Source organism: Buttiauxella sp. AC142, assembly GCF_979253435.1.
The window spans coordinates 2,646,947-2,668,477 of record NZ_CEEDCH010000001.1; the positions used below are offsets into that span (position 1 = coordinate 2,646,947).

The 21,531-nt window shown below is 45.5% G+C and carries 19 protein-coding genes; 4 read left to right on the plus strand and 15 right to left on the minus strand.

Annotated elements, in window-relative coordinates; genetic code table 11:
• Positions 1–98: 98 nt before the first annotated feature.
• Positions 99–1,253 (minus strand): methyl-accepting chemotaxis protein, encoded by a 1,155-nt coding sequence (locus AC0IWZ_RS12290; protein WP_471677195.1) that lies wholly within the window; start codon positions 1,251–1,253, stop codon positions 99–101.
• Between the two features lie 338 nt (positions 1,254–1,591).
• Between AC0IWZ_RS12290 and yecR the strand changes: the two genes are divergently transcribed.
• From yecR to galE, 4 genes are all read left to right on the plus strand, one after another.
• Positions 1,592–1,936, plus strand: coding sequence for a YecR family lipoprotein (gene yecR / locus AC0IWZ_RS12295; protein ID WP_034496151.1), 345 nt, complete (start codon positions 1,592–1,594; stop codon positions 1,934–1,936).
• 201 nt (positions 1,937–2,137) lie between these two features.
• Positions 2,138–2,638 carry a non-heme ferritin gene (ftnA, locus tag AC0IWZ_RS12300; RefSeq protein ID WP_034496153.1) on the plus strand — a complete coding sequence of 167 codons (501 nt, stop codon included), beginning with the start codon at positions 2,138–2,140 and terminating at the stop codon, positions 2,636–2,638.
• Between the two features lie 249 nt (positions 2,639–2,887).
• Positions 2,888–3,811, plus strand: coding sequence for a glucosamine inositolphosphorylceramide transferase family protein (locus tag AC0IWZ_RS12305; protein WP_471677194.1), 924 nt, complete (start codon positions 2,888–2,890; stop codon positions 3,809–3,811).
• An 88-nt stretch (positions 3,812–3,899) separates the two neighbouring features.
• The gene (gene galE / locus AC0IWZ_RS12310) at positions 3,900–4,916 is read left to right on the plus strand and encodes a UDP-glucose 4-epimerase GalE (protein WP_471677193.1); all 1,017 of its coding nucleotides are present in this window, start codon (positions 3,900–3,902) and stop codon (positions 4,914–4,916) included.
• Between the two features lie 56 nt (positions 4,917–4,972).
• Here the strand turns inward: galE and AC0IWZ_RS12315 are convergent, their stop codons facing one another.
• From AC0IWZ_RS12315 to murQ, 14 genes are all read right to left on the minus strand, one after another.
• Complete coding sequence (locus AC0IWZ_RS12315; RefSeq protein ID WP_471677192.1) at positions 4,973–6,367, minus strand: DUF4832 domain-containing protein; 1,395 nt, start codon at positions 6,365–6,367, stop codon at positions 4,973–4,975.
• Between the two features lie 31 nt (positions 6,368–6,398).
• On the minus strand, positions 6,399–6,806 hold the full coding sequence (locus AC0IWZ_RS12320; RefSeq protein ID WP_034496166.1) for a hypothetical protein: 408 nt from the start codon (positions 6,804–6,806) through the stop codon (positions 6,399–6,401).
• Between the two features lie 2 nt (positions 6,807–6,808).
• Positions 6,809–7,921 (minus strand): glycosyltransferase family 4 protein, encoded by a 1,113-nt coding sequence (locus tag AC0IWZ_RS12325; protein ID WP_471677191.1) that lies wholly within the window; start codon positions 7,919–7,921, stop codon positions 6,809–6,811.
• A gap of 1 nt (position 7,922) precedes the next feature.
• Positions 7,923–9,134: a glycosyltransferase family 4 protein gene (locus AC0IWZ_RS12330; protein ID WP_471677190.1), complete on the minus strand. Its 1,212-nt coding sequence runs from the start codon at positions 9,132–9,134 to the stop codon at positions 7,923–7,925.
• A 9-nt stretch (positions 9,135–9,143) separates the two neighbouring features.
• Entirely contained in the window at positions 9,144–10,133 is a 990-nt protein-coding gene (locus AC0IWZ_RS12335) for a glycosyltransferase family 2 protein (protein WP_471677189.1), read from the minus strand.
• Position 10,134: 1 nt separating this feature from the next.
• Positions 10,135–11,508, minus strand: a complete 1,374-nt coding sequence (locus tag AC0IWZ_RS12340; protein WP_471677188.1) for a capsular biosynthesis protein — start codon at positions 11,506–11,508, stop codon at positions 10,135–10,137.
• Positions 11,505–12,716 (minus strand): lipopolysaccharide biosynthesis protein, encoded by a 1,212-nt coding sequence (locus tag AC0IWZ_RS12345; protein WP_034496176.1) that lies wholly within the window; start codon positions 12,714–12,716, stop codon positions 11,505–11,507. The genes AC0IWZ_RS12340 and AC0IWZ_RS12345 overlap by 4 nt, the downstream gene beginning before the upstream one ends.
• Positions 12,713–14,851, minus strand: a complete 2,139-nt coding sequence (locus AC0IWZ_RS12350; RefSeq protein WP_471677187.1) for a GumC family protein — start codon at positions 14,849–14,851, stop codon at positions 12,713–12,715. Before AC0IWZ_RS12350 ends, AC0IWZ_RS12345 begins: the two co-directional genes overlap by 4 nt.
• A gap of 2 nt (positions 14,852–14,853) precedes the next feature.
• A complete protein-coding gene (locus tag AC0IWZ_RS12355; RefSeq protein ID WP_471677186.1) occupies positions 14,854–15,411 on the minus strand; it encodes a polysaccharide biosynthesis/export family protein in 558 nt (185 codons plus the stop codon).
• 1 nt (position 15,412) lies between these two features.
• On the minus strand, positions 15,413–16,699 hold the full coding sequence (locus AC0IWZ_RS12360) for an outer membrane beta-barrel protein (protein WP_471677185.1): 1,287 nt from the start codon (positions 16,697–16,699) through the stop codon (positions 15,413–15,415).
• The gene (locus tag AC0IWZ_RS12365; protein WP_471677184.1) at positions 16,689–18,104 is read right to left on the minus strand and encodes an undecaprenyl-phosphate glucose phosphotransferase; all 1,416 of its coding nucleotides are present in this window, start codon (positions 18,102–18,104) and stop codon (positions 16,689–16,691) included. Before AC0IWZ_RS12365 ends, AC0IWZ_RS12360 begins: the two co-directional genes overlap by 11 nt.
• Positions 18,105–18,426: 322 nt before the next feature.
• Complete coding sequence (locus tag AC0IWZ_RS12370) at positions 18,427–19,011, minus strand: UPF0149 family protein (RefSeq protein ID WP_471677183.1); 585 nt, start codon at positions 19,009–19,011, stop codon at positions 18,427–18,429.
• Positions 19,012–19,174: 163 nt separating this feature from the next.
• Entirely contained in the window at positions 19,175–20,617 is a 1,443-nt protein-coding gene (murP, locus tag AC0IWZ_RS12375) for a PTS N-acetylmuramic acid transporter subunit IIBC (protein WP_471677182.1), read from the minus strand.
• Positions 20,617–21,528, minus strand: a complete 912-nt coding sequence (gene murQ, locus AC0IWZ_RS12380) for an N-acetylmuramic acid 6-phosphate etherase (RefSeq protein WP_259266860.1) — start codon at positions 21,526–21,528, stop codon at positions 20,617–20,619. Before murQ ends, murP begins: the two co-directional genes overlap by 1 nt.
• Positions 21,529–21,531: the final 3 nt, after the last annotated feature.

Consider the following 21,531-nt stretch of genomic DNA (forward strand, 5'->3'; position numbering starts at 1 on the left):
CTATCTAGCAAACATACTTTCAAATTTAATGAAATTTTGTTTCAAAAAATAAAGGTGTGCTCACACTTCTGCATTTTGATGATAGCTCAGTCTCCAGATCAGGCCGATTTGGCGATGCGGAACATCGCCACAATGTCGTTTAGCTGGTGCGCCTGTTGCTCCAGATCAACCGACGACAACGCAGATTGGTGCACCAGACTCACGTTTTGCTGTGTCACCGCATCCATCTGTCGAACGGCAATCCCCACTTGCCCTATGCCTTTGCTCTGTTCCCCCGAGGCATTGGCAATATCGCCCATAATATTGTTCACTTGCATTACAGCATCGAGGATTTCGCCCATTGCTTCGCCGGCCTTTTTCACCTGCTCTGAACCGGTGTAAATGTTATCGACGGACTCTTTAAGTAACGTTTCAATTTCTTTTGCCGCCAGAGCACTGCGCTGTGCGAGATTTCGAACCTCACTGGCCACCACCGCAAATCCCCGTCCTTGCTCACCCGCTCGCGCCGCTTCTACGGCGGCGTTGAGCGCCAGAATATTGGTCTGGAAGGAAATACTATTAATGACCGTGGTGATATCGACAATTTTGTGTGAACTACTGGTGATGGTTTCCATGGTCGTCATGACTTTTTTCACCGACTCTCCGCCATTGCGTGCGGTTTGAGTGGCGTTTTTTGCAAGATGACTCGCATGGTTGGCATTTTCAGCATTGAGTGTAACGGTGCTGCTTAATTGCTCCATGCTGGCCGTCGTCTCTTCCAGAGCCGCGGCGAGCTGTTCTGAACGAGTGGATAGTTCGCCGTTTACACCAGCAACTTCAGTGGCATTCCCTCGAATGGTATTTGCACTGGTGCGAATATTGGAAACGGCTTTTCCCCAGTTGGATTGCATTTTTTGAATCGGCGAGACCATCAGACCGATACAGTTACTGCCTAAATCCGGTAATTCTGTTTCCAGCTCGCCGCGCGCCAGAATATGCATATGCTCGCGAATGCTCTCGACGGGTTTCACCAGGCAGTGATAAAGGTAACGTTCTGTCACCAGCGTAATAATCACGCTTGCCACGACAGAAGCCCCGAGTAAGAACTGAATAATATCTATCCATCTTGCTTGTGCGGCATTCAGGGCAATGTTTTGCTCAAGATCATTTAAAAACCACAATGCCAGGCCGGAAATAGCCAGCCAGGCAACCGTCGAGAAGATGAGTATCAGTACCACCATGACGCGGATTTTGATATTGCGAATAAAATTCATGTGATGTATTTCCCCGGTGAAAAAATGAAATTAACTTCCTGCATCAGCTGAGATCGCTTCATCGTCGTCTATTCGGTTTTTGTATGACAAACTGAAGTTAAACCATGCATTATCTGTATTGTCGGCACGATTCAGCCAAACTTGATGCCCGCCATGATCAATTTTTAATCAAATCATTAATGTTACTGTTGATTACTATTAATTAGCCTTCTCGCTTTAATTTGCGTTAGGTCTTATTTAATGACGCACCTTAAATGAAATTACCTCGCTTTATACTGATGCTCATTTTCTATTTTTCTGCGTGCTAAAATAATAAAAAATACTCGGGTATCAGCGTGATGAAAATTGTCTATTTAGTTTTAGCCACCGTGTTATTAACCGGTTGCACCATCAATAAAACACCGCAACCGGTCAAAGGCAGCGAAGTCGCTGGCGTGGTCCGTCTGGGCTTCGATCTTGCTCCCTTACAAAACGGAAAAGTAGATACTTACATTGCTCAATCAGCGGCCAGCCATCAGTGTCAACAATGGGGCTATGTTTCAGCTTTCCCTTATGGCGAGCCAATCAAAACCTGTAGCGTGCGCAGCGGGGCGCTGTGCCTGAATCAAAAGGTAACGCTTGAATACCAGTGTCACGGAACGGGAATGGAAACGTTCCTCAGAGATGAAATGATTGTTCAGTAATGCATATAAAAACTTGTCGATAATTATCGACAAGTTTTAAATAGCAATCATTCTTATTCCATTTCAGAATTGGTATTTAAAAAAGAATAATATTGGCAACCATTCTCATTACGATAATTTAATTAACATTCTCTTTGCATTATTGAAATAATAAAATTAAAGTAGCGCTATTATTGAGAAGCGAATTCCACGGAGCGTGTCATGTTAAAAGCTGAAATGATCGAAAAACTGAATGAACAAATGAATCTTGAGCTTTACTCTTCCCTGCTTTATCAGCAAATGAGCGCCTGGTGCAGCTATCACAGCTTTGAAGGTGCAGCCGCTTTCTTGCGTCGCCATGCTCAGGAAGAAATGGAGCATATGCAGCGTTTGTTCGCTTATTTAACAGATACCGGAAGCCTGCCGCGTATTAATGCGATTCCAGCACCGGAACACGACTATTCGTCTCTGGATAATCTGTTTAACGCCACATACGAACACGAACAGTTAATTACGCGTAAAATTAACGAACTGGCTCACGCCGCGATGACCTCTCAGGATTATCCAACCTTTAATTTCCTGCAATGGTATGTTTCCGAGCAACACGAAGAAGAGAAGCTGTTTAAATCTGTACTGGATAAATTAAGTCTGGTCGGTAAAAGCGGCGAAGGTCTGTATTTCGTTGATAAAGAACTCTCAACGCTGGATTCTCAGGCTCAGTAAATTGTCATCGGCAGGCCGCCTGGCTTGCCGATTTTTCTGCCCCAACCTCATCAATTCCTTCCTGTCTGCCCAACGTTTCGTCTACGACTTTTGGTTGATGGCACATCACGTTTGTGCGTCTATACTGCTTTAGCATGGTGGTTATCATTTTCATCTGCCGCCAGGTAAGTGTTTGTTTCTTATTATTATAAATAAAAATCCCGCTGTTTTTCTTAATAATAGTGTTAACTAACATGGACACGAAGATAAATGTTAAACACATACAGCATGTTAATTAAGAAGTTATTTTTCCATGAATCATGGGACATCATGATCATTAAAAATAACTCGCATTTGTTCCCTGAAAATACCCTGGATATTTTAAATAATTCTAAAGCACAGCTATTACGTAAAAAGTACACCTTCCAGGCTGACCCTTTTATCATTGAAAAAGAGGACAAGCTGTATGTGTTCTATGAAGCGTTCAGCTTTCTTAATTCCAGAGGCATGCTGAAATGCCGTGTTCTGGACAGCAATCTGGGTGAAGTAGAGGATATTAAACTTGAAGGTTTTGACGGATTAAAGTGCCACCTCTCATTTCCCTTCTTGTTTTATCATGAGGGTGAGTTATTTATGATCCCTGAGTCATCGGAACGAAAGGAAGTGATGTTATTCCGATGTACTGAATTCCCTGGGCGCTGGGAGATGATAAAGGTATTAATTTCTGATGCAGAATTCACCGACAATATTTACTTTACGTCAGGTGATAAGAGTTATCTCATTTCTACAACGATGAAAAATGAGATGGTCATTCATACTGCTTGTAGCCTGTTTGGCAAATGGGAGAAAATAACCCCTACTCTTAAATTAAGTAATTATCATCATCGCGGCGCGGGAAAACCGTACTTCGTCAATAACAAAAATTATATCCTGACACAAGAGTGCCATCCCGGATGTTATGGTAAATCCATTTACATCAAAGAGTTAATTGGCATCAACCCTTTAAATTTTGAAGAAAAACTTGTTGCAAACATCTCCCCTCTTATTAATCAGAGCGCAGGTGTTCATACCCTAAACTTCACCGATAGTTATATCGTTTATGATACTAAAAATTTAATCTTCAGCTTATTATCTCCTCTTAAAAAGATTTCCTATAAATTCCAGGTCAAATTCCGCAAACAGTTTTTTGCCTGAAACTCAAGATGAACAACCTGTTCGTTGCTGGTACACTGGCTCAACTTTAGTGGAGTAACATCGGTAGAAAATCTTATCTGGAGAGACTATGGCTATTCTTGTAACGGGTGGTGCTGGCTATATTGGCTCGCATACTGTTCTGGCATTACTGGAGCGCGGGGACGACGTCATTGTCATCGATAATCTCTCTAACTCCTCTAAAGAATCTTTAGACCGAGTTGCAGAACTTGCCGGGAAAAAACCGACGTTATACGTTGCTGATATTTTAGACAAGAACGTTCTGAAAGAGATTTTTTCTACGCATTCGATAACCGATGTTATCCATTTCGCAGGTTTGAAATCTGTGGGTGAGTCGGTTAAAAAACCACTGGAATATTATGAGAACAATGTCGTTGGGTCGATGGTATTGCTCAATGAGATGTTACTCGCAGGCGTTAATAGCCTGATCTTTAGTTCATCCGCAACCGTTTATGGCAATCCAGAAAGAGTTCCATTGAGCGAAGAATGCCAGACCGGGGGAACCACCAACCCGTACGGTACCTCTAAATTAATGGTTGAGCAGATTTTACGTGATTTCTCTCACGCGCAACCTGATTTCCGCATCACCTGCTTGCGCTATTTCAATCCGGTTGGTGCTCATCCTTCAGGGCGAATTGGCGAAGATCCCAACGGTATTCCTAATAACCTGGTGCCATATATTTCCCAGGTCGCCATTGGCAAACTTAATTGCCTTTCCGTGTTTGGTGATGATTACGCCACTCCAGATGGCACTGGCGTGCGCGATTATATCCATGTACAGGATCTTGCAAGTGGCCATCTCGCGGCGCTGGACAATAAATCGCAAGGAGCCGCTTTCAAAGCCATCAACCTGGGAACGGGCGTGGGTTATTCCGTCATTGACCTGATTAAGGCATTTGAAAAAGCCGCTGAAACGACAATTAATTATCAAATCGTTGAGCGTAGAGCGGGCGATGTTGCTGAGTGCTGGTCAGATTCATCTTTAGCGAAGAAAGAGCTGGGATGGCAGGCCAGTCATACTCTGGACGAAATGATGCGTGATACCTGGAACTGGCAGAAGAATAACCCTAACGGTTTCAACTCTTAATTTATCTCATAATTGTCTCCCACCATGAGCCAGAAAACTGGCTCATGGTGTATTAACTACTGAATGTTTATCTTTGATACCCGATACCAGCCGTTACTCTGCTGGCCTTCATTAGCCAGATTAATTCTCGGCTTGCCCTGCCCGTCCAACATTGCCACTTCAATATAATATTGCCCGCTTGCTGAGTTTGCTGGAATGGTCAGTTGATAATTTGTGGAATACTCGCCCGGCAACCATGTGCGAATATCATCTGCCGTTTGAACCTGCACAACCACTTTATTCGAGGCATCCACAACACGGTAATTCACGGCATATTTCAGGTAGATTGGCGCCACGCCTTCATTAATCCAGCGGCTATTAAGCGTCAGGCTATTTCCCTTGGCCAATACCGATTCATGGCTCAGTGAGGCTAAGCGGAATCTATAGCCCAGTTTCATCAGCGCGTTATCAACAATATCGCGATAAACTTCCGGCACTGCACGCGACTTTAAATTGATAATGCTGGCGTGGTTTTCCAGCGCCCAGTCGAATGTGCGTTTTACTTCATCACGCGAGTAATGCTGCTCAGTTTTCCATTCCGGCATATAACCACAAATTTCTAAGCTAACCGGTGCCTTTTTCCAGGCATCGTTAAAACCTGAAAATGCTGCCTGTGCGGCTTCTAAACGCTGGGGATAATCATCTTCCATATGATTCCAGGTGGTTGAGAAATTACGCCAGTCGCCCCAACAATCCGCGCGCCAACCCGCCCCCTGGCGAACCGCACTGGCAAGCGTATCGCCGCCGCTTATTAACATAATTTTGGGTGTTTTCGGAAATGCAGCAAAATGCATTTTGACGTATTTATCTAACTGCGCTGGCGCGTAGCGCTTTAACAACGGCGTCATGGAGGGGAAATTACTGTTGTGCCACTCCCCCCATGAACCCACCATGCCGATATCCACAAACGCCAGGTTTTCATTTCCGTCGTAACGTTTGCCAAGGGCATTCAGCAATTTCTGGCTATAGGCCAGAAATATTGGGTCATCTAGATTTGGGGCAAAGGTTTTGTGATCGGAAGTCCATTCCCCTTTCACTCCTTTTTGGATAAGCCAGTCTGGAATTTTTGAGCCACTTTCAGGGCCATCGAGCGCCATAAAGCGCAGACCTACGTTCATAGCTGGCTGATGCATCGCCGCAAACTTAAAAGCTTCATCAATGAGCGCAAAATTATACTGCCCTTCCACCGGTTCCAGATCACGCCAATAAAAACGCTCATACTCAAATCCGGTATTGGGATACTGCGCCTGGCTCAACTTCTCACCGTAGCCCTCATGAAAGCTGGCAACACCTGTTCCGGGATTGGTTATAGGAACGGTCAGCGCTTTTGGCGTTACGACCGTCATCGGCGCGGCCAAAACAACGCCCGGAAATGCCATGCACATCAACGCAACTAAAGTTTTAATCGTCATAGGGTTTCCGTTTGATTCCAGGCGTTGAAATTTAGTGATTTCTCAGACTGAGCCACCAGTCCCAGATGCCGACGTGAAAATTACGAATAAGATCGATACCCGCCGCAGATTTCAGCATATAGAGCGTCAATAACACGCATAAGGTGGCGAACAATATGCCGAACAGAATCAGGATGGTCACAATAATGCGCACCAAAGTCGATTCTTTACGCGGCCGTTTACGCAAATCTCTGCCCAGTAAAAATACCAGGTAATACCGCGCCCCAAAAAAGGGGAAGCTTTTACGAACATCAATACGGTGACGGGACGCCAGAGTGATGGAAACTATCGCGTCCTCAATTTCTTGCTTTTGTTCCGGCGTCAGTTGTGCCTGGGTTTGCTCATCAAGAACATCATAAAAACGGTCAATAACGAGCGGGCGTCGGGTTGAATTGGTCAAATTTAACCTATTGATTTATCTATTGTATGGTAGACGCTTATGGTTTTTCTGGCAATTTCACACCAGTCATAAGTTTTCAAAAAATCACTGTAGTCGGCGGTATCGAGAGCTGCCCGGGTGTTAATTTTTTCGGCTAAATCCGCCACATTACCCACGTTAAAATAGGCGTCGCCCGGCAAGGCTACTTCCAGATTAGCAGGGATATCGCTGACTATTGCCGGAAGTGAATAAGACATGGCTTCCAGGAGCGCTATCGGCAAGCCTTCATGATACGACGGCATGATAAACATTCGGGCCTGTGAAAATACCGCCGCGAGTGCATCACCTTTTAAAAAACCGGTCAAAATAACATTGGGAGTTTTTAGTGCTAATTCCTTCAGGCGCAGACTGTAATCCGAAGGATGATCGGCATCGCCTATTAATACCAACGGAATTGAAACGCCTGATTGATGATAAGCGGTAATTAAATCATGCAGGCCTTTTTCTTCGACAAAACGCCCCACAGCGACAAGATAGTTCTTAGGCTGAAGGTTATAACGCCCTAAAGTCTTGCTGATGGTTTCATCGGATAAAGGCAGCGGTTTATTCACGCCGTTGTAAATCAAATGTGCATCCATCCTGCCATGTTTTTTCTGGATCAATTGGTTGATCACCTCAGAAATGACGATAACTTCACTGGCATATTTAACCGCAAACTTTTCGCCCAGCAGTAAAGCCTGTTTGGCAAGCCTTCCCCATTTCTGGCGTTCATAATCCGGGCCATGATGAGTAAAGACTACTTTTTTACCCAGTAAACGCAATAAAGGGACGACAAGGCCAGGGCCAATGGCGTGAACATGGACAATATCAGATTTATCAAAACAGGTCTTAAACGCGGCTAAAACTGAATGGGCTATCGCTTCGAGCGAACGTTTTTTCGGTGCCCACAAAGCCCGTGTTTCAATATTTTTATAGCTCGATTGGGTATATCCAACGTACGGAGAGCGGGCAATGACACAAATATCAACATCACACTGTTGCTTGATAGCGGGATAAAGATTTTGGCAATGCGTTTCCACGCCACCTAATACATCAGGAATGCCACGCGTACCGATAACGGTTATTTTTTGAGTCATATTATGGCTTGCTCAGTAGTTCTTGATACAGATTGAGAAGCGTGTCCATGTGTTTGCGCAGCGCGTATTTTTCACATAAACGTTCGCGAGCATTTCGTCCCATGAGATGAGCCTTTTCGGGACGTTGCGCAAAATCATCAAGCACACTGGCTAGCTCCTCGACATTTCCTGGCTCAAATAAAACACCATCCACGCCATCACGTATTTGTTCAGGAATGCCGCCAATTCGCGCACCTATAACCGGGCGAGCAAATGACATCGCCTCAAGTACCGACATGGAGCAATTCTCATAACACTCCGAAGGCACAATAACGGCGCGGGCATGTTTAATCAGATGGTCTAAACCTTCACCTTGTTGTACATAGCCAAGGAATTCCGCATTGGGATATTGCTCAATAAGCTGGTTATACAGTGGGCCGTGACCCACTATTTTAAGGGGGATTTTGCTGGCCATTTGCTGATGCGCGCGCAACAAAGATTCCGCACCTTTCTCACGACTTAAACGGCCCACAAACAGCAAGTAGCCTTTATCTGCAATATCATCCACAGGCAGGCTGTCATCAATACCATTCACGATGACGTCGATACGTGAGTCGGGCAACGTTCGTTTAATAACCCCACGTAAAAACTCACTGGGGGAAACAATCACATCCAGAGCCTGATAATTTTTGGCAATGTATTGCCACGTCGCCTCTAAAGAAAGTAATAAACTCTTCGATGCTGAACCGTCCTGGCAGCGATATCTGAAGGCATTAAATACTGTGCCAGTAATACAGGAATCACAGACTTTTCCATCACGCAGCATCGAATAAGACGGGCAGACAATTTTATAATCGTGAGCCGTTAATACGGTTTTACAGCCAAAATCGCGGGCTACTTTTATTATGGCAGGCGTTAACTGGTGATAAATGTTGTGGAAGTGAACAATATCCGGGCGCTCTTTCTCTAGTAGCGCCTGCATTTTTTTGCAGGCTTCAGCGTTATGAACAAAGTTGACCGCCGTTTTAATTCCGCCCAGTAAGTTATTACCTTTATGATAATCCACATTGCTGACAAAATAGTCTGCGTAATCAGACGGGAAGTTATTCTCGTGCTGCATTGAAAAATCAATGACCTCAACACCGGCTTGCTTGAGCATATTACGTTCTTGAAAATAAACCGTTTCTGCACCACCTTTGATGTAGAAAAATTTATTCACCAGTAGAATTTTCATTATGCCTGCCTATTCATGAATAACTTTGCTATCCGGTGGTGTCATCGGGTCACGCACCGGATGACTTAATCCTTTCAATAGCCCAACAGAAAGCACTGATAAATTGATCACACTGTGAATCCCGCTTTTTAACGATCGATTCTTAAGCGTTTTCAAAATAATAAAGGCTATCAGGGGGAGTAATGCCAGGCCAATAACGTCCAAATCAAACGTCAGGATGGCAATGAATAAAAACAGAAGATAAAGCAGAAATACCACTTCATTTTTGACCATTTTTAACGCATTACGCAGGTAAGGTTTTCCCCACGCACTGCGCAATAATTCACCGGGCGCCTGATGATAACCGCTGCGCCAGCGGTACTTCAGCAGTTTAAAGGTCGGCATGTTGTGCGAGGTGTGGCTGAAATAAGGGATATCCAGACGATGTAGCTTGTATCCGGCATCAAGCAAACGCATACCGAGTTCCGCCTCTTCATAGGCGTGGAGGTTACGATTTGTCAGATAACCAATTTTTTCAATGGCGGAGCGGCGATATAAGCCGCCGCCACCCAGATGATCGCTATCCCCAACCGGATATATTTTATGCAACCGCTGCTTACGCGATTTAAATTCATAATTTGTCGCATCATCCATTTCAACCGTACCCGCAACACCCGCATATTCTGGATGCTCAGTCAGGAAGGCAACGGCGTTATCAATAAAACCCTTTTCCAGTTCCATATCACCGTCCATCAGCAATAGAAACTCACCTTCGCTGTACAGATAACCTAATTGATGACCCACACCACAGCAACGGTCGGAAGGCTGAGTCAGTGAGACAACGGTAACGCCTTTGTCACTGGCAAGTTGTTGGGTGTTATCGGTCGATAAGCTATCGGCAACAATGATTTTATGCGGGTAATCAGTAAGTTGCTGCCGAATGCTATCAATAGTTTTTTCGATACATCCCGCTTCGTTGAGCGTTTTGATGCTGACGGAGATAAAGGGTTTATTAATCATACTATTGCTCTGCATAACGATGAACGGACCGACGAATAACCAGACTTGCGCCTAGTGACAAATAGAAGAGGAATTGTAACATCGGAATGATCATCAGTATCTGGCTATATGGCAGACTCAGTAAGCAACTGATAGCAAAGGCATTAAAGGCAGGTGCAAAACTTAATAACTGGAGATCTTGCGGGTCTAATTGCTCGCGTTCCAGTAAGGGTTGAGGCCGTGCAATTTTCAAAATATAGATAATTAAACCAATGAAGATCAGTGTTCCAATGACACCCACTTCCCAGAGCAGCATACTCAGCGAAGTTGAGTCGAGAATCAAATTGTAGGTTAGATTCAAAAAGCCCGGTGAAACCGAGCTCCCACTGTTGGTCGCATTCAGGCCGTAGCCAAATAAAGTGCCTGATAATCCCCAAAGATCATTATTTTTTGACCAAAATATCAACGTCGTAAAGCGCCCGACTTCACCATTTGGCATGATGTAATTGGGATCGAAAATATAACTTAGCGAGTCTAAGAAGATGCTGAATGAGCTTTGCGTCGGGTCACTGCCGAAAGCAGATGAATAACCAGAAGCTAAAATGACAACCGCCAGGGCAATTAATAGCGCCATACCCGCGAATATCAGCAGCAGCGCTTTGATATTCACTTTGCTTACCCCTTTCACATAGCTGGGCATAATCCATACCCATGCCAGTAAAAGCGGTGAAAGCAGGATAACAAACTTCACTTCACCCACAATGCACAGCGCAAAACCGAGAATGACATGCAGCGCCATTGATTTAAATGTGGTCAGCCCATGCTTAAATTCGGAAACCTTTAACAGCATAATGAGCAGGCAGAACAATCCCATGGCTGCGGTGTTCCCTCCTCCCATCGGATCGCCGCCAAACGTTCCAACTACGGAATCCCACTTCTCGTCTTCACCACGCATGGCTACACGTTGTGGAACCACGAACAATAACTGATAAATGACTATCGGGAATTGCGCGTAAAAAACCCAATACAAGGTTTTGGTCACGCGATAAATTTGTGATTCCCGGCAGAAACCCAGCAATAAACACAGCATCACCAGTGAAATCGCAATTTCATTTTTAAAACCGACGATGGCAACCGTTAAACCTCCCTGCAATAGCGTCGAAACACCCGCCATCGCAAGGAAGATGAAATACAGCGCCAGAACAACAATCTCTTGTTTATCAAGCTGCAATGCTTCATAGCGCGTTTGCATCACCAGCAACCCAAGCATCAGCAAAGTCAGGAAGAATGGCAGCCACAGCACCGCAAGCACACCGGTGAAATATTGCACCAGTCCGCAAAACACCAACGCAACGAACGTGTAAGTCTGTAAGTAATGCCCAGTATTTAGATTCATAAAACAGCCGGCCTGTCTTTCAACAAATTAGCGCGTTTATTAACCTTCAGGTAAATAAACGCATAGCGCACGAAAGTTAAAATGGAGAACAAGATAATCGATGTTGCATAGTCATTATAAAAATAAGGGACAACAATAAAGGCAATCAACACGATAGCCAGTTGTTCAAACTGGATACGTAAGAAGTATCGGTGGGAGCCAAAAATCAGCTCGATAACTGTGAGCGGACAAACGGCCAGCGCCGGGAATAAGTAAGGCAGCATATAGCGCGAAGTAGGAATGGAGTTTATCCAGTCCTCACTAAAACCGAGATGCATAACGATGGGATAGAAAATAAACACCCCCAGCGTGCAGACGATGCCTAACACTAATAGCAGCAGGCGTACTTTTTTATACTCATGGAAATTAAACGTGTTATGTCTGAAATCAATCGACCATTTCGAGAAGATGGCATTACGCACTGCATTCCCGACGATGACGACGGGTGCCAGGCAGAATCGGCTGACTATAGAAAAATAGCCCGCAGTCAGTGCCGAGAACCAGAAGTTAATTAACATGATCGGCAGGTTGCTGTTCGCCATCGCCAGCACTTCTGCACTGCCCACTTTAGTTATGTGATGAACGTGTTTATTAAAGAATTCCAGATTATTTTTCGGACTCAAATGCTGCATCGTGACCGTGCGGATATCAAACGCACGAAGGATGCAGCCAATGGTCAGAAGCATCATGGAGCCCGCCCACGCCCAATAAAATGCCTGAATGCTTGAAGTGAGCAACACAGAAAGCACAACGACAACCGAGACAGAAATACGTTGAAAGACCAGAAAACTGAAATTAGCCGTACGTAGCGATAAGTTTTCCGAAATCAAAACCCACGTATTTGAAAGCGTAAGCAGATAAAGGAAAAAGATATTTTGATCGAATAACCATGCCGTGAATAAGGCGTAAGGCACCGCGATACTCACGCTTTGTAATAAGCAAAACACCACATTTTGCGCTAAATCTTCGTCATGCTGTTTGGGAATTAATAGCTGTGATGCAAAGGTACAAACCTGAGCACCTATCAACGCGATACTATAATTGAGCGCGTAAAGCCCCACTTCCGCCAGATGATACTTGTGCGAAATCAACCAAATAGACAGTGCACCAATCAACTGCGAAATGACTGATGAACCGGCTATAGTGGATGCGCTCCTGAGTAAACTCATAACTGACCTGTACCGTGCATCAGTTCGTTCGTCTGGAGGTTAAGTGAGCGTAATCCCTCTTTCGTTTCCAGATTTTTATCCATCACCTGATTGATGACAGCGCCAATAATAACCGACTGGTTTGATTCGATTTTATCCAGCGTCTGGCTAATGTTTTCCGCTGGCGCCGTCCCGGCTTTGAGCACGAAAATCAGGCCATCCGTTACGCGGCTAATCAGTTGAACATCCTGGCTTTGGTTGAGCGCAGCGACATCAATGATAATGCGTTGATAGCGGCTTCTTAACTCACGCATCAAATGCTCAAGATTTTCTGATGACAGCATCAGCAACGATGAAACTTTTGCATTGCCACGCGCCAGGAAATCAAGATTCTCATTCACCTTAACGCTCAGATTTTCAAGCGTCGCTTCACCACGAAGCAGCTCGGCAGCACCGGGGGCCGCAGGTTTCGCCAGCTCGCTTGATAGTCCATCTTTGTTGAAAAAATCTAAATCAATCAACAGCGTTTTTTGATCAAAGCTAAAGGAGTTAGCCAGCAAATTCGCCAGCAACGTGCGCCCTTCGCCGTGTTCTGAGGAAGTAATTGCTATGGTTTGAAGCTGCCGATTATCCAGCATAATACGCGTGCGAATGCTGTGAATAATGTCGGCGTTCAATGGGTTATTGGCAATAACGTCGCGGATTTGCGCCCGACTCCCGACACCCGGATAACGGCGAATCTCACCTAAAGGTTCGAGTTTCAAACGTTTTCGCATTTGGCTGAGATTATTAATGGTGCTGTCCATCGCGGTTTTCACAATGATGTACATGATGAAGAACGCCAGCGCCAACATCACAACCATGATCAGCAGCAGAGACTTATTCGGCTTCGCTGGACGATCGGCTGGCACCGCCGGGTCATATAAAACTGCATCGGCGTCGGCGTAACTGCCGGATAAAGACTGCTCCTGGGTACGCTGATAAAGCGCTTTGTACATGTCTTCGGTTTTATCAAGCGCCAGTTTCAGGCCATTATAGCCATCGCGCTTCGATGCAATTTTCTGGAAGATTTCTTTTTGCTGATCCAATTGCTGCTGATAGCTATTTTCGTCAGTCAACGCGGCCTGATACTGCTGACGTAACCCCGATTCCAGCTCGCCCAGGACGAGTGAGGTTTGATCCTGAATCGCCTGAACTTGAGCCTGCGCTTCCAGAATTTTAGCGTGTTTCGGGCCATACGATTTTCGTAGTTCGTAAAGCGAACGTTTCGCCTGAATGAGCGCGATACGCAAGTCCTGAATTTGTGCGTGACTAGAAATGGCGGGCAGTGAGATCACATCTTCCAATGATTTTCCGGCATTCTGGCGTACTTCGTTATATAGCGAAGCCGCCGCAATACGACGCTGCGTCGCATCGGCTAAACGATTGGTGACGATGCCCAACTGTTCCGTTTCAAAACCATCGACGCCACGAAATGTCAGCAGGCCTTCTTTTTTCAGATAGTCATTAATCGCCAGTTTTTGCTCGGTTATCTGCTTTTGCAACTCATCCATTCGCTGCTGATTACTCTCACGAGCTTTCAGCGTATTCGTCCGTTTTTGTTCAACGGTGTAGTCAATAAACGCCTGTGCCACTCCGTTTGCGATTTCTGCTGCAAGCAGTGGCGAGGCTGATTCGTAAGAAATAGTCGCCAGATGAGTGGTGCGAACCGGGTTGAACGTCAGGTTTTTGAGCATCGTTTTCAAAGCACGATCGACGCGCTGTTGTTGATTCTCAGGGGTGTTAGCCTGTTTGCTCCCTGCTTTAACGCCGTTGAAATCGGGATTTTCATCCAGTTTCAAATTCTTGACTGCCTGCTCCAACACAATTCTCGACTGCATTAACGCATACTGTGTTTCGTAGTAGCCATTGCGTGTCGAGTCATAGCCATCAACTTGAGGGAATGGCGAAATATTATCGGGCTGCGCTTTCACCAGCACCGTTGCCGTTGAGACATATTTCGACGTCATCATGCTGATAAGCGGATAAGCGATTGCCCCTGCAACCACACCCGCGAGCAGGATTTTCCAACTGTTCTTTTTCAATTCTTTGGCAAATCTTGAGAAGTCGATTGAGCTTTCCCGGTTCTTGCCATTTTCCACTATTGATAGTTTCATAGTTAGAAGAACCCCATGCCAATGATCACGACGTCGCCTGGGTGAACGGAGTGTCTTACGTCCACGTTTTCAAGTAATTGGTTAGTGCCAGATAAACGGATGTTGATATCTTTGCGGTCAGCCCGGTCAGTGAAACCGCCCGCCAGTGCAATGGTTTTCTCAACGGTCAAACCCGGTTCGTAAGCGTACCCATTAGGGTTTGCCACCTCACCTGAGATATAGAATTTACGGAATTCGGTGATGCTCACCGTCACCATTGGATTTTGCAGATAATCACCGCGCAAACGATTTGTTAGCTCTTCGCTAACCTGTTCAGGCGTTTTACCCTTCAGAACTAACTCACCAATATAAGGGAAAGTAATCGTTCCACTTTTATCGATTAAAAATTTCATTGTCATATCGGGTTCGCCGTAAACGGTAATATTCACAGCATCACCCGCATCAAGTTGGTACCCTTTTGAGCCAGCATCCGGGCTATCCATTAATGGTGGCGTCGAGGTGCTACATCCGGCCAAAAGTGTACTGAGTAATAAAAATGCCCACAGTTTAATTATTTTCATTTTAAATCTGCACCTTAGCTGTAAACATTATCAGCGAGTTGTCATAACCCAACGTTCTCAGGACTTCCCGGTTGTCGTCAGGACCGATGTAGAACGAATCGGTATCTTTATTTGAACGCAATGTATCTATCTGATATTTAAGTTCAAAATTAATAGAAGGTCTGAAGTCATAACTCATGGTGACGGTGAATACGCCGTCTTTATCGTTCCTGTCCTTGTCCTGTTTTTTATAGTCTTCCGTGGTGTACGAGTAATCTAACAAGGCAGAGAAGCGATCATCTAACCAATAATGCTGGTAAGAAATACCGTACTGAGAAACCAGAATATAACCCCCCACTTCCGAAGGGTCTTTAATGCGCTGCGAGGTATGTGCTGTAAAAATAGACTGTTTGAGTGGTTTCCACTCAGCCTGAATATCCCAGTTTAGTCCATTAAAATCTTGCGAGTTGGGATTGTTTTCAAATGTTTTATACAGCCATGCAAGATTCATATCGATGTTGGTTTTACCCGTCAGCTGAGATTTCACGCCATAACGCAAATAATATTCGTTACTGTCTTTTTCTGACGCATTATCGTAATGCCGCTGGTTGGTAATAAAGCTATAACGGAAGCGTGTTTGTGATGTGTATTGATCAAAAATTTCTGCAATCAGGCTATTTTCGTGCCATTCCTGCTCGCGAATATAATTGTAAAAATCCTCATCAGTATTTTGCGTATCCTGAGTATTTCCAAATCGTAATTTCTTATACAGCAGCGCGACTTCTGCTTTTCCACGCCCTTCTGGCGCCCCGTAACTGTAACGTAATTCGCTATTAAGCAAGTTAGTGCTTAGGGGGGAATTAACACCAAACTCTTGAAATTGCTCAGGTATAAAACCTTCAGTCACTCCGCGCCCACGTTCTTCATGGCCTAAAGAGTCTTCAATGTTAAACATCAGGCCATGCATTTGCCCATATCGCCAGACACCATTAAAACGGAAGAAATGGTCAGCGTAATTATCAGCAGAGTCACTGTTATAACTGCGATAATCACCCGAGTACATTAGTAGATATTTATCCTGGTAGCGCTCGCCGATCATGCTCAACATCGGCGTTACGCTCACAAAATCTGAGCTAATCGCGTCGTTATCATAGGGCTGATAAGTCACATTGCTTTCACGACCGTAATTCACCCCAACATTGCTTTGAAAATCAATACCTGCAATGCCGATATGCGATTTCGGTGTTAAGTCCGCTATGGCCGGTTGTGATATAACCATTCCGGCAGCAACAATATATTTAATATGCATTTTTGCCGACAAATCCTTTAAAAATAGTTTTAATTATGATTTTTATATCCAACCATAATGACCAGTTTTGAATATATTCGATATCGTATTCGACACGTTTTTCCATTTTATATAATGCGTCGATTTCGCCTCTGTAGCCGTTAATTTGCGCTAAACCTGTGATCCCCGGCTTAACTTTATGGCGAATCATGTAGTTCTCTACTTGCTTACGATATTGCTCATTATGTGTCACCGCGTGCGGACGCGGACCGACAATCGACATACTGCCTTGTATTACATTGAAAAATTGAGGTAGTTCATCAAGCGATGTGCGGCGTAAAAATGCGCCAAACGGCGTAACGCGTGGGTCATCTTTGGTTGCCTGAATGACCGTGTCCGAATTCTCCATCACGCGCATGGTTCGAAACTTCCAGACCTTAATTTTTTGCCCGCTCAAACCATAACGGTCTTGTTTGAAAAATACCGGGCCGCGCGATGTGAGTTTGATGCCGATGCCTATCACCAGCAACAACGAAGAGATCATGACCAGGATAATACTGCCAAGCACTAAATCTTCGGCTCGTTTTATAAAGGAACCCACCCCCTCAAACGGCGAGCTGAAAATGCTGATCGTTTGCAAGTTATCTATCGAACGCAACTGCGACATGTGCGTACTGTAGGAGTTGAAGTCCGGCACAATGTAGGTATCAACCGTGGTGTCTGACATCATGGCCAGAAAATGGCGTATGCGCTCCAGCGCAACCATCGGTAAGGCGATATAGATTTCATCTACCCTCCCCGCCTGTGCGTCTTCCACCAGGCCGCTAACCGAGCCTTTGAATGGACTTTTTATTTGTGCAAACAGATCGCTAAACCGTGATGCATCTCGTTCGTCGTAAAAAGCCAAATCCAGATGCATATTGGAATATTCTTTCAGTAATGCTGTTTCCGCAGCCAGACCATTCGCCGTTACCCCAACGATGGCCACGCGAATATTTTTCCTGATGGAATACTTAAATACAAAAAGTCGGATCAAATAGAGCGGAATCAGTGAGATGAGATACCAAAGCAATACAGCGGGTATAAATGGGTTTTCGAGCGCACTCAAATATCCCAGAGAGGGCAACCCACCGGTCAAGATGCGAATAATTTCCACAAAGCAGATAGAGAGAAATGTGCACAAAAACAAGCGAAGTTGACTGCGCAATCTCATATTTTTGAGATTGCGAATGTAAAGCTCAGTGTACTCCCCGAATAATAAAAAAGAGGTAGCAAAAAGTAAGCTGTACATTATAACAATGCTCATAGGCGCTATCGCTAATAACCATGCGCTGATTATTAAAACCGTGGTAATAGCGACAAAGTCTGCCAGCTTGATAAATACCGGGTACCCTCCATGGGTAATTTTCAGTGAATTGCTCAGCATCGTTAGACTCATTATTCATTGAATTATCGTTATTGATACATTCCTTTCTCACCTGATTATATCATATTGTAAATTTTCCGCGGCTTCGGTGTTAGGAATTGTAAAAGGCAATGTTACTGACATGAGGTGATTTTCAACCGGTGTGACTTTCCGGGCTATGCGATGCGGGGGTTTGTTTTGCAGGGGATAGCGAGAGCAACATTTAGCCCTGCTTTTTTAATTTATGTCGCAAGAGAAGGAAGGTTCGGAAGATATGTAGGCAAACCAGGCAACGCACTAAATCGCTGCCTGATTGTTCAGAACAAATATTTTGCAGTTGTGATTAATGTAACGTTTTGGACTCAGCGCCACGCTGTTCTTGCCAGTAATGGTAAAGCTGTAATGCCGCAGGCCCAATTTCTGCCTGACTGGCTTCATATTCTTCTTCGGTCATTTTTTCCAGCGTGGTAATGCTCTCTTCATTGCCGTGAAGTGCAATGACATCTAGCATTTTTTGTTGTGCTGCTGGCAACGCTGTACGCTCAACTAGCGTTAATCCGCGCATATAACCAAAACACCACTCTTCCACGATGGTGTAGTCTTTGCCGTCCATTTCGCGATAACCGAAAAGGGGTTCAAACTGGTCTGGAGCATCCCGTAAACGCTCTGCAATATCATTCATATGTTGCAGGGCGAGTGAATTAAAACGATTCATTTCTTCTTCAGACTCCCAGTTCGGGAGTTGATCTTCCCCACCCCAGAGCGTTAATTGCCACTGAGCTGCCGGAAGCACGGTTGGAGCAGAAAGTATCGCGGTGAGCATACCGTCCAGTTCAGAGACATCCAGCACAGAATCATCGTTGCCGTATTGGGTCAGCGTGTCATCCAGCCATTCCAGTTCTTCTTCGTTTAGAGGCCCGTGATTCATAATATTTACTCCTGAGATTATTCGATTTTCTGGCCGGGTTAGCGGAATGGGTGAATGATGTCAGTAAAGAGGATTTTCAGGCAATATAAATCCGGCTTACTCCGGTAATAAAAGTGGGCAAACGGCAATATGAGTTGAAGGGGGAAGCCGCCTGCCCATGATCTTAAGCTAGATCAACATCTTTATGGCCAAAGAACCAGGTCAGAATAAAACCGCTGGCGTACGAGATAACTATTCCGACGGCATACACGCCCATACCGGCATAAATTCCCTCATGCGATGTCATCAACGGCAGTGAGACCAGTCCTGATGGGCCAAACACGGTATTTAAACCGACTGGCAGACCCAACCATGCCACCAGACCAATGAAGAAACCGCCGCAAGCACCACCGAGACAGGCGGTCACAAAAGGCTTCACACGAGGCAGTGTAACCGCATAAATCAAGGGTTCACCTACCCCCAATAGACCCGGAATAATGGCACCTTTGACCTGAATACGCGTGGCAGAATCTTTCGCCGAGCGGAAGTAAAGAGCGAGTGCCGCACCGACTTGCCCGCCACCTGCCATAGCCAGAATGGGGAACAAAGAGTTGAAGCCCTGAACATCCATTAACGCGAAATAGACCGGGATAAATCCCTGATGAACCCCAAACACCACGGCAATCAAGAACAATCCAGCCAGAATAGCGCAACCAAACGGGTTACCGTTCAGGTGTAAAAATAACCATGACATCCCTTTAAACAGCTCGCCACCGAACGGCATGATGACAGTAAATGTCAGCGCGCCGGTGATGAGCAGCGTCAACAATGAAGTGAGGATCATATCGAGGTTATCAGGAATAATTTTGCGCACCTGGCGTTCAATCCACGCGCCCAAAATGGCGGCAATCAACACGCCAATAATATTCCCGCGCGGGTCGATGCCCATACCGAAGAAATTATCGATGCCGGAAAAGTACCCGACTGTCGCGTTCGGGGAATAGCCCAACAGGAATAAAGAAGCAATTATCGCCCCGTTGACCCCAGAGCCACCAAATGCTTTCTGTGCGTTGTAACCAATCAATATAGGTAAGAAGGTGAATAACCCTTTACCGAATATTTTCATATAACCAACGATATGAACGATTGTCGCATTCTTTTCAGCTGCACCTGCCAGCAAGCTTTGTTCGATTAATGTGGCGAACCCAAGCAACATGCCCGCCGCGATAAAACCCGGAATGAGCGGCGTAAAAATGGTGGCAAACTTAGCGAGAAACTGATGCACCACGCTGGTTTGTTTCGCCTTCATTTTTTGTTTGTTGTCACTGGTTACCGAACGCAGATCCGCGGGCTCTGCAGAGTCATCAGCCTGCGAATTAAGCATCAGGTTCATCATTTCTGCGGCGGTTTGCGCTTTCCCTGGACCCAGAATAATTTGCAGTTGGTCGTCGGTATTAACCACGCCCAAAACTCCGGGGAGCGCTTTCAATTTGTCATGTTCAATTAACTGGTCGTTGTTCAGCGTCAAGCGCAACCGCGTCATACAGTTTCCGCAGTTCTGAACATTATTTTTATTGCCGACCAGTTGCAGAATTGATGCAATCAGCTGTTCCGTGATTTTGGCCATTATTCACTCGTCCTGTTGGCTAATGCTTTGCGAATAAATCCATTGCTCTCATTGAGAAGTTGATTTGCTTCTGTCGCGCTGAGATTTCCCAGGACCATAACAATCGCTGTTTTGCAGTGCCCGTTGCAGCTGCGTAGCGCATCGGAAGCGGTTGGTTGGTCGCAATCCGTCGCCTGCATCACGATATTAATCTGGCGTTGAACCAGCTTCTGGTTTGTGGCCTCGACATCAACCATCAGGTTTCCGTAAACCTTACCGCTGCGAATCATTGCGCCAGTGGTCAGCATATTGAGCACCAGTTTTTGAGCTGTGCCTGCTTTCATACGAGACGATCCTGTCACCACTTCAGCCCCGACTACTGGCGTAATGGCGATATCCGCTATTTGTGTGATTTCGCTGCCAGCGTTGCAGGTCAATGCCACGGTTGTTGCGCCAAGACTTTTGGCATAATTCAGCGCCGCGACCACATATGGCGTGCGCCCACTTGCCGCAATGCCCACCAGCACGTCAGAGGCATTGAACTGAATGTTTTTGAGGTCATCTACGCCCATCGCCAGGTTGTCTTCCGCATTTTCAACGGCCTGCAAAATGGCCTGATGCCCACCGGCTATCAGCGCGACAACCTGCTCTCGTGGAGTGCCATAAGTCGGAGGGCATTCACTGGCATCAAGGATACCCAGGCGACCAGACGTCCCCGCGCCACTATAAATTAAGCGCCCCCCTTTCTGGAAAGCCCCAACAATCGCGTCAACGGCTTGAGTAATGGCCGGGATGGTCTTTTCTACAGCCAGAGCGACCTTTTGATCTTCTTTATTGATGACTCTCAACATCTCCTCGGTCGAAAGCATGTCGATGTTTTCACTATCAGTGTTGCGGCCTTCGGTAGTCAGGGCAGATAAATCAATTTTCATCAG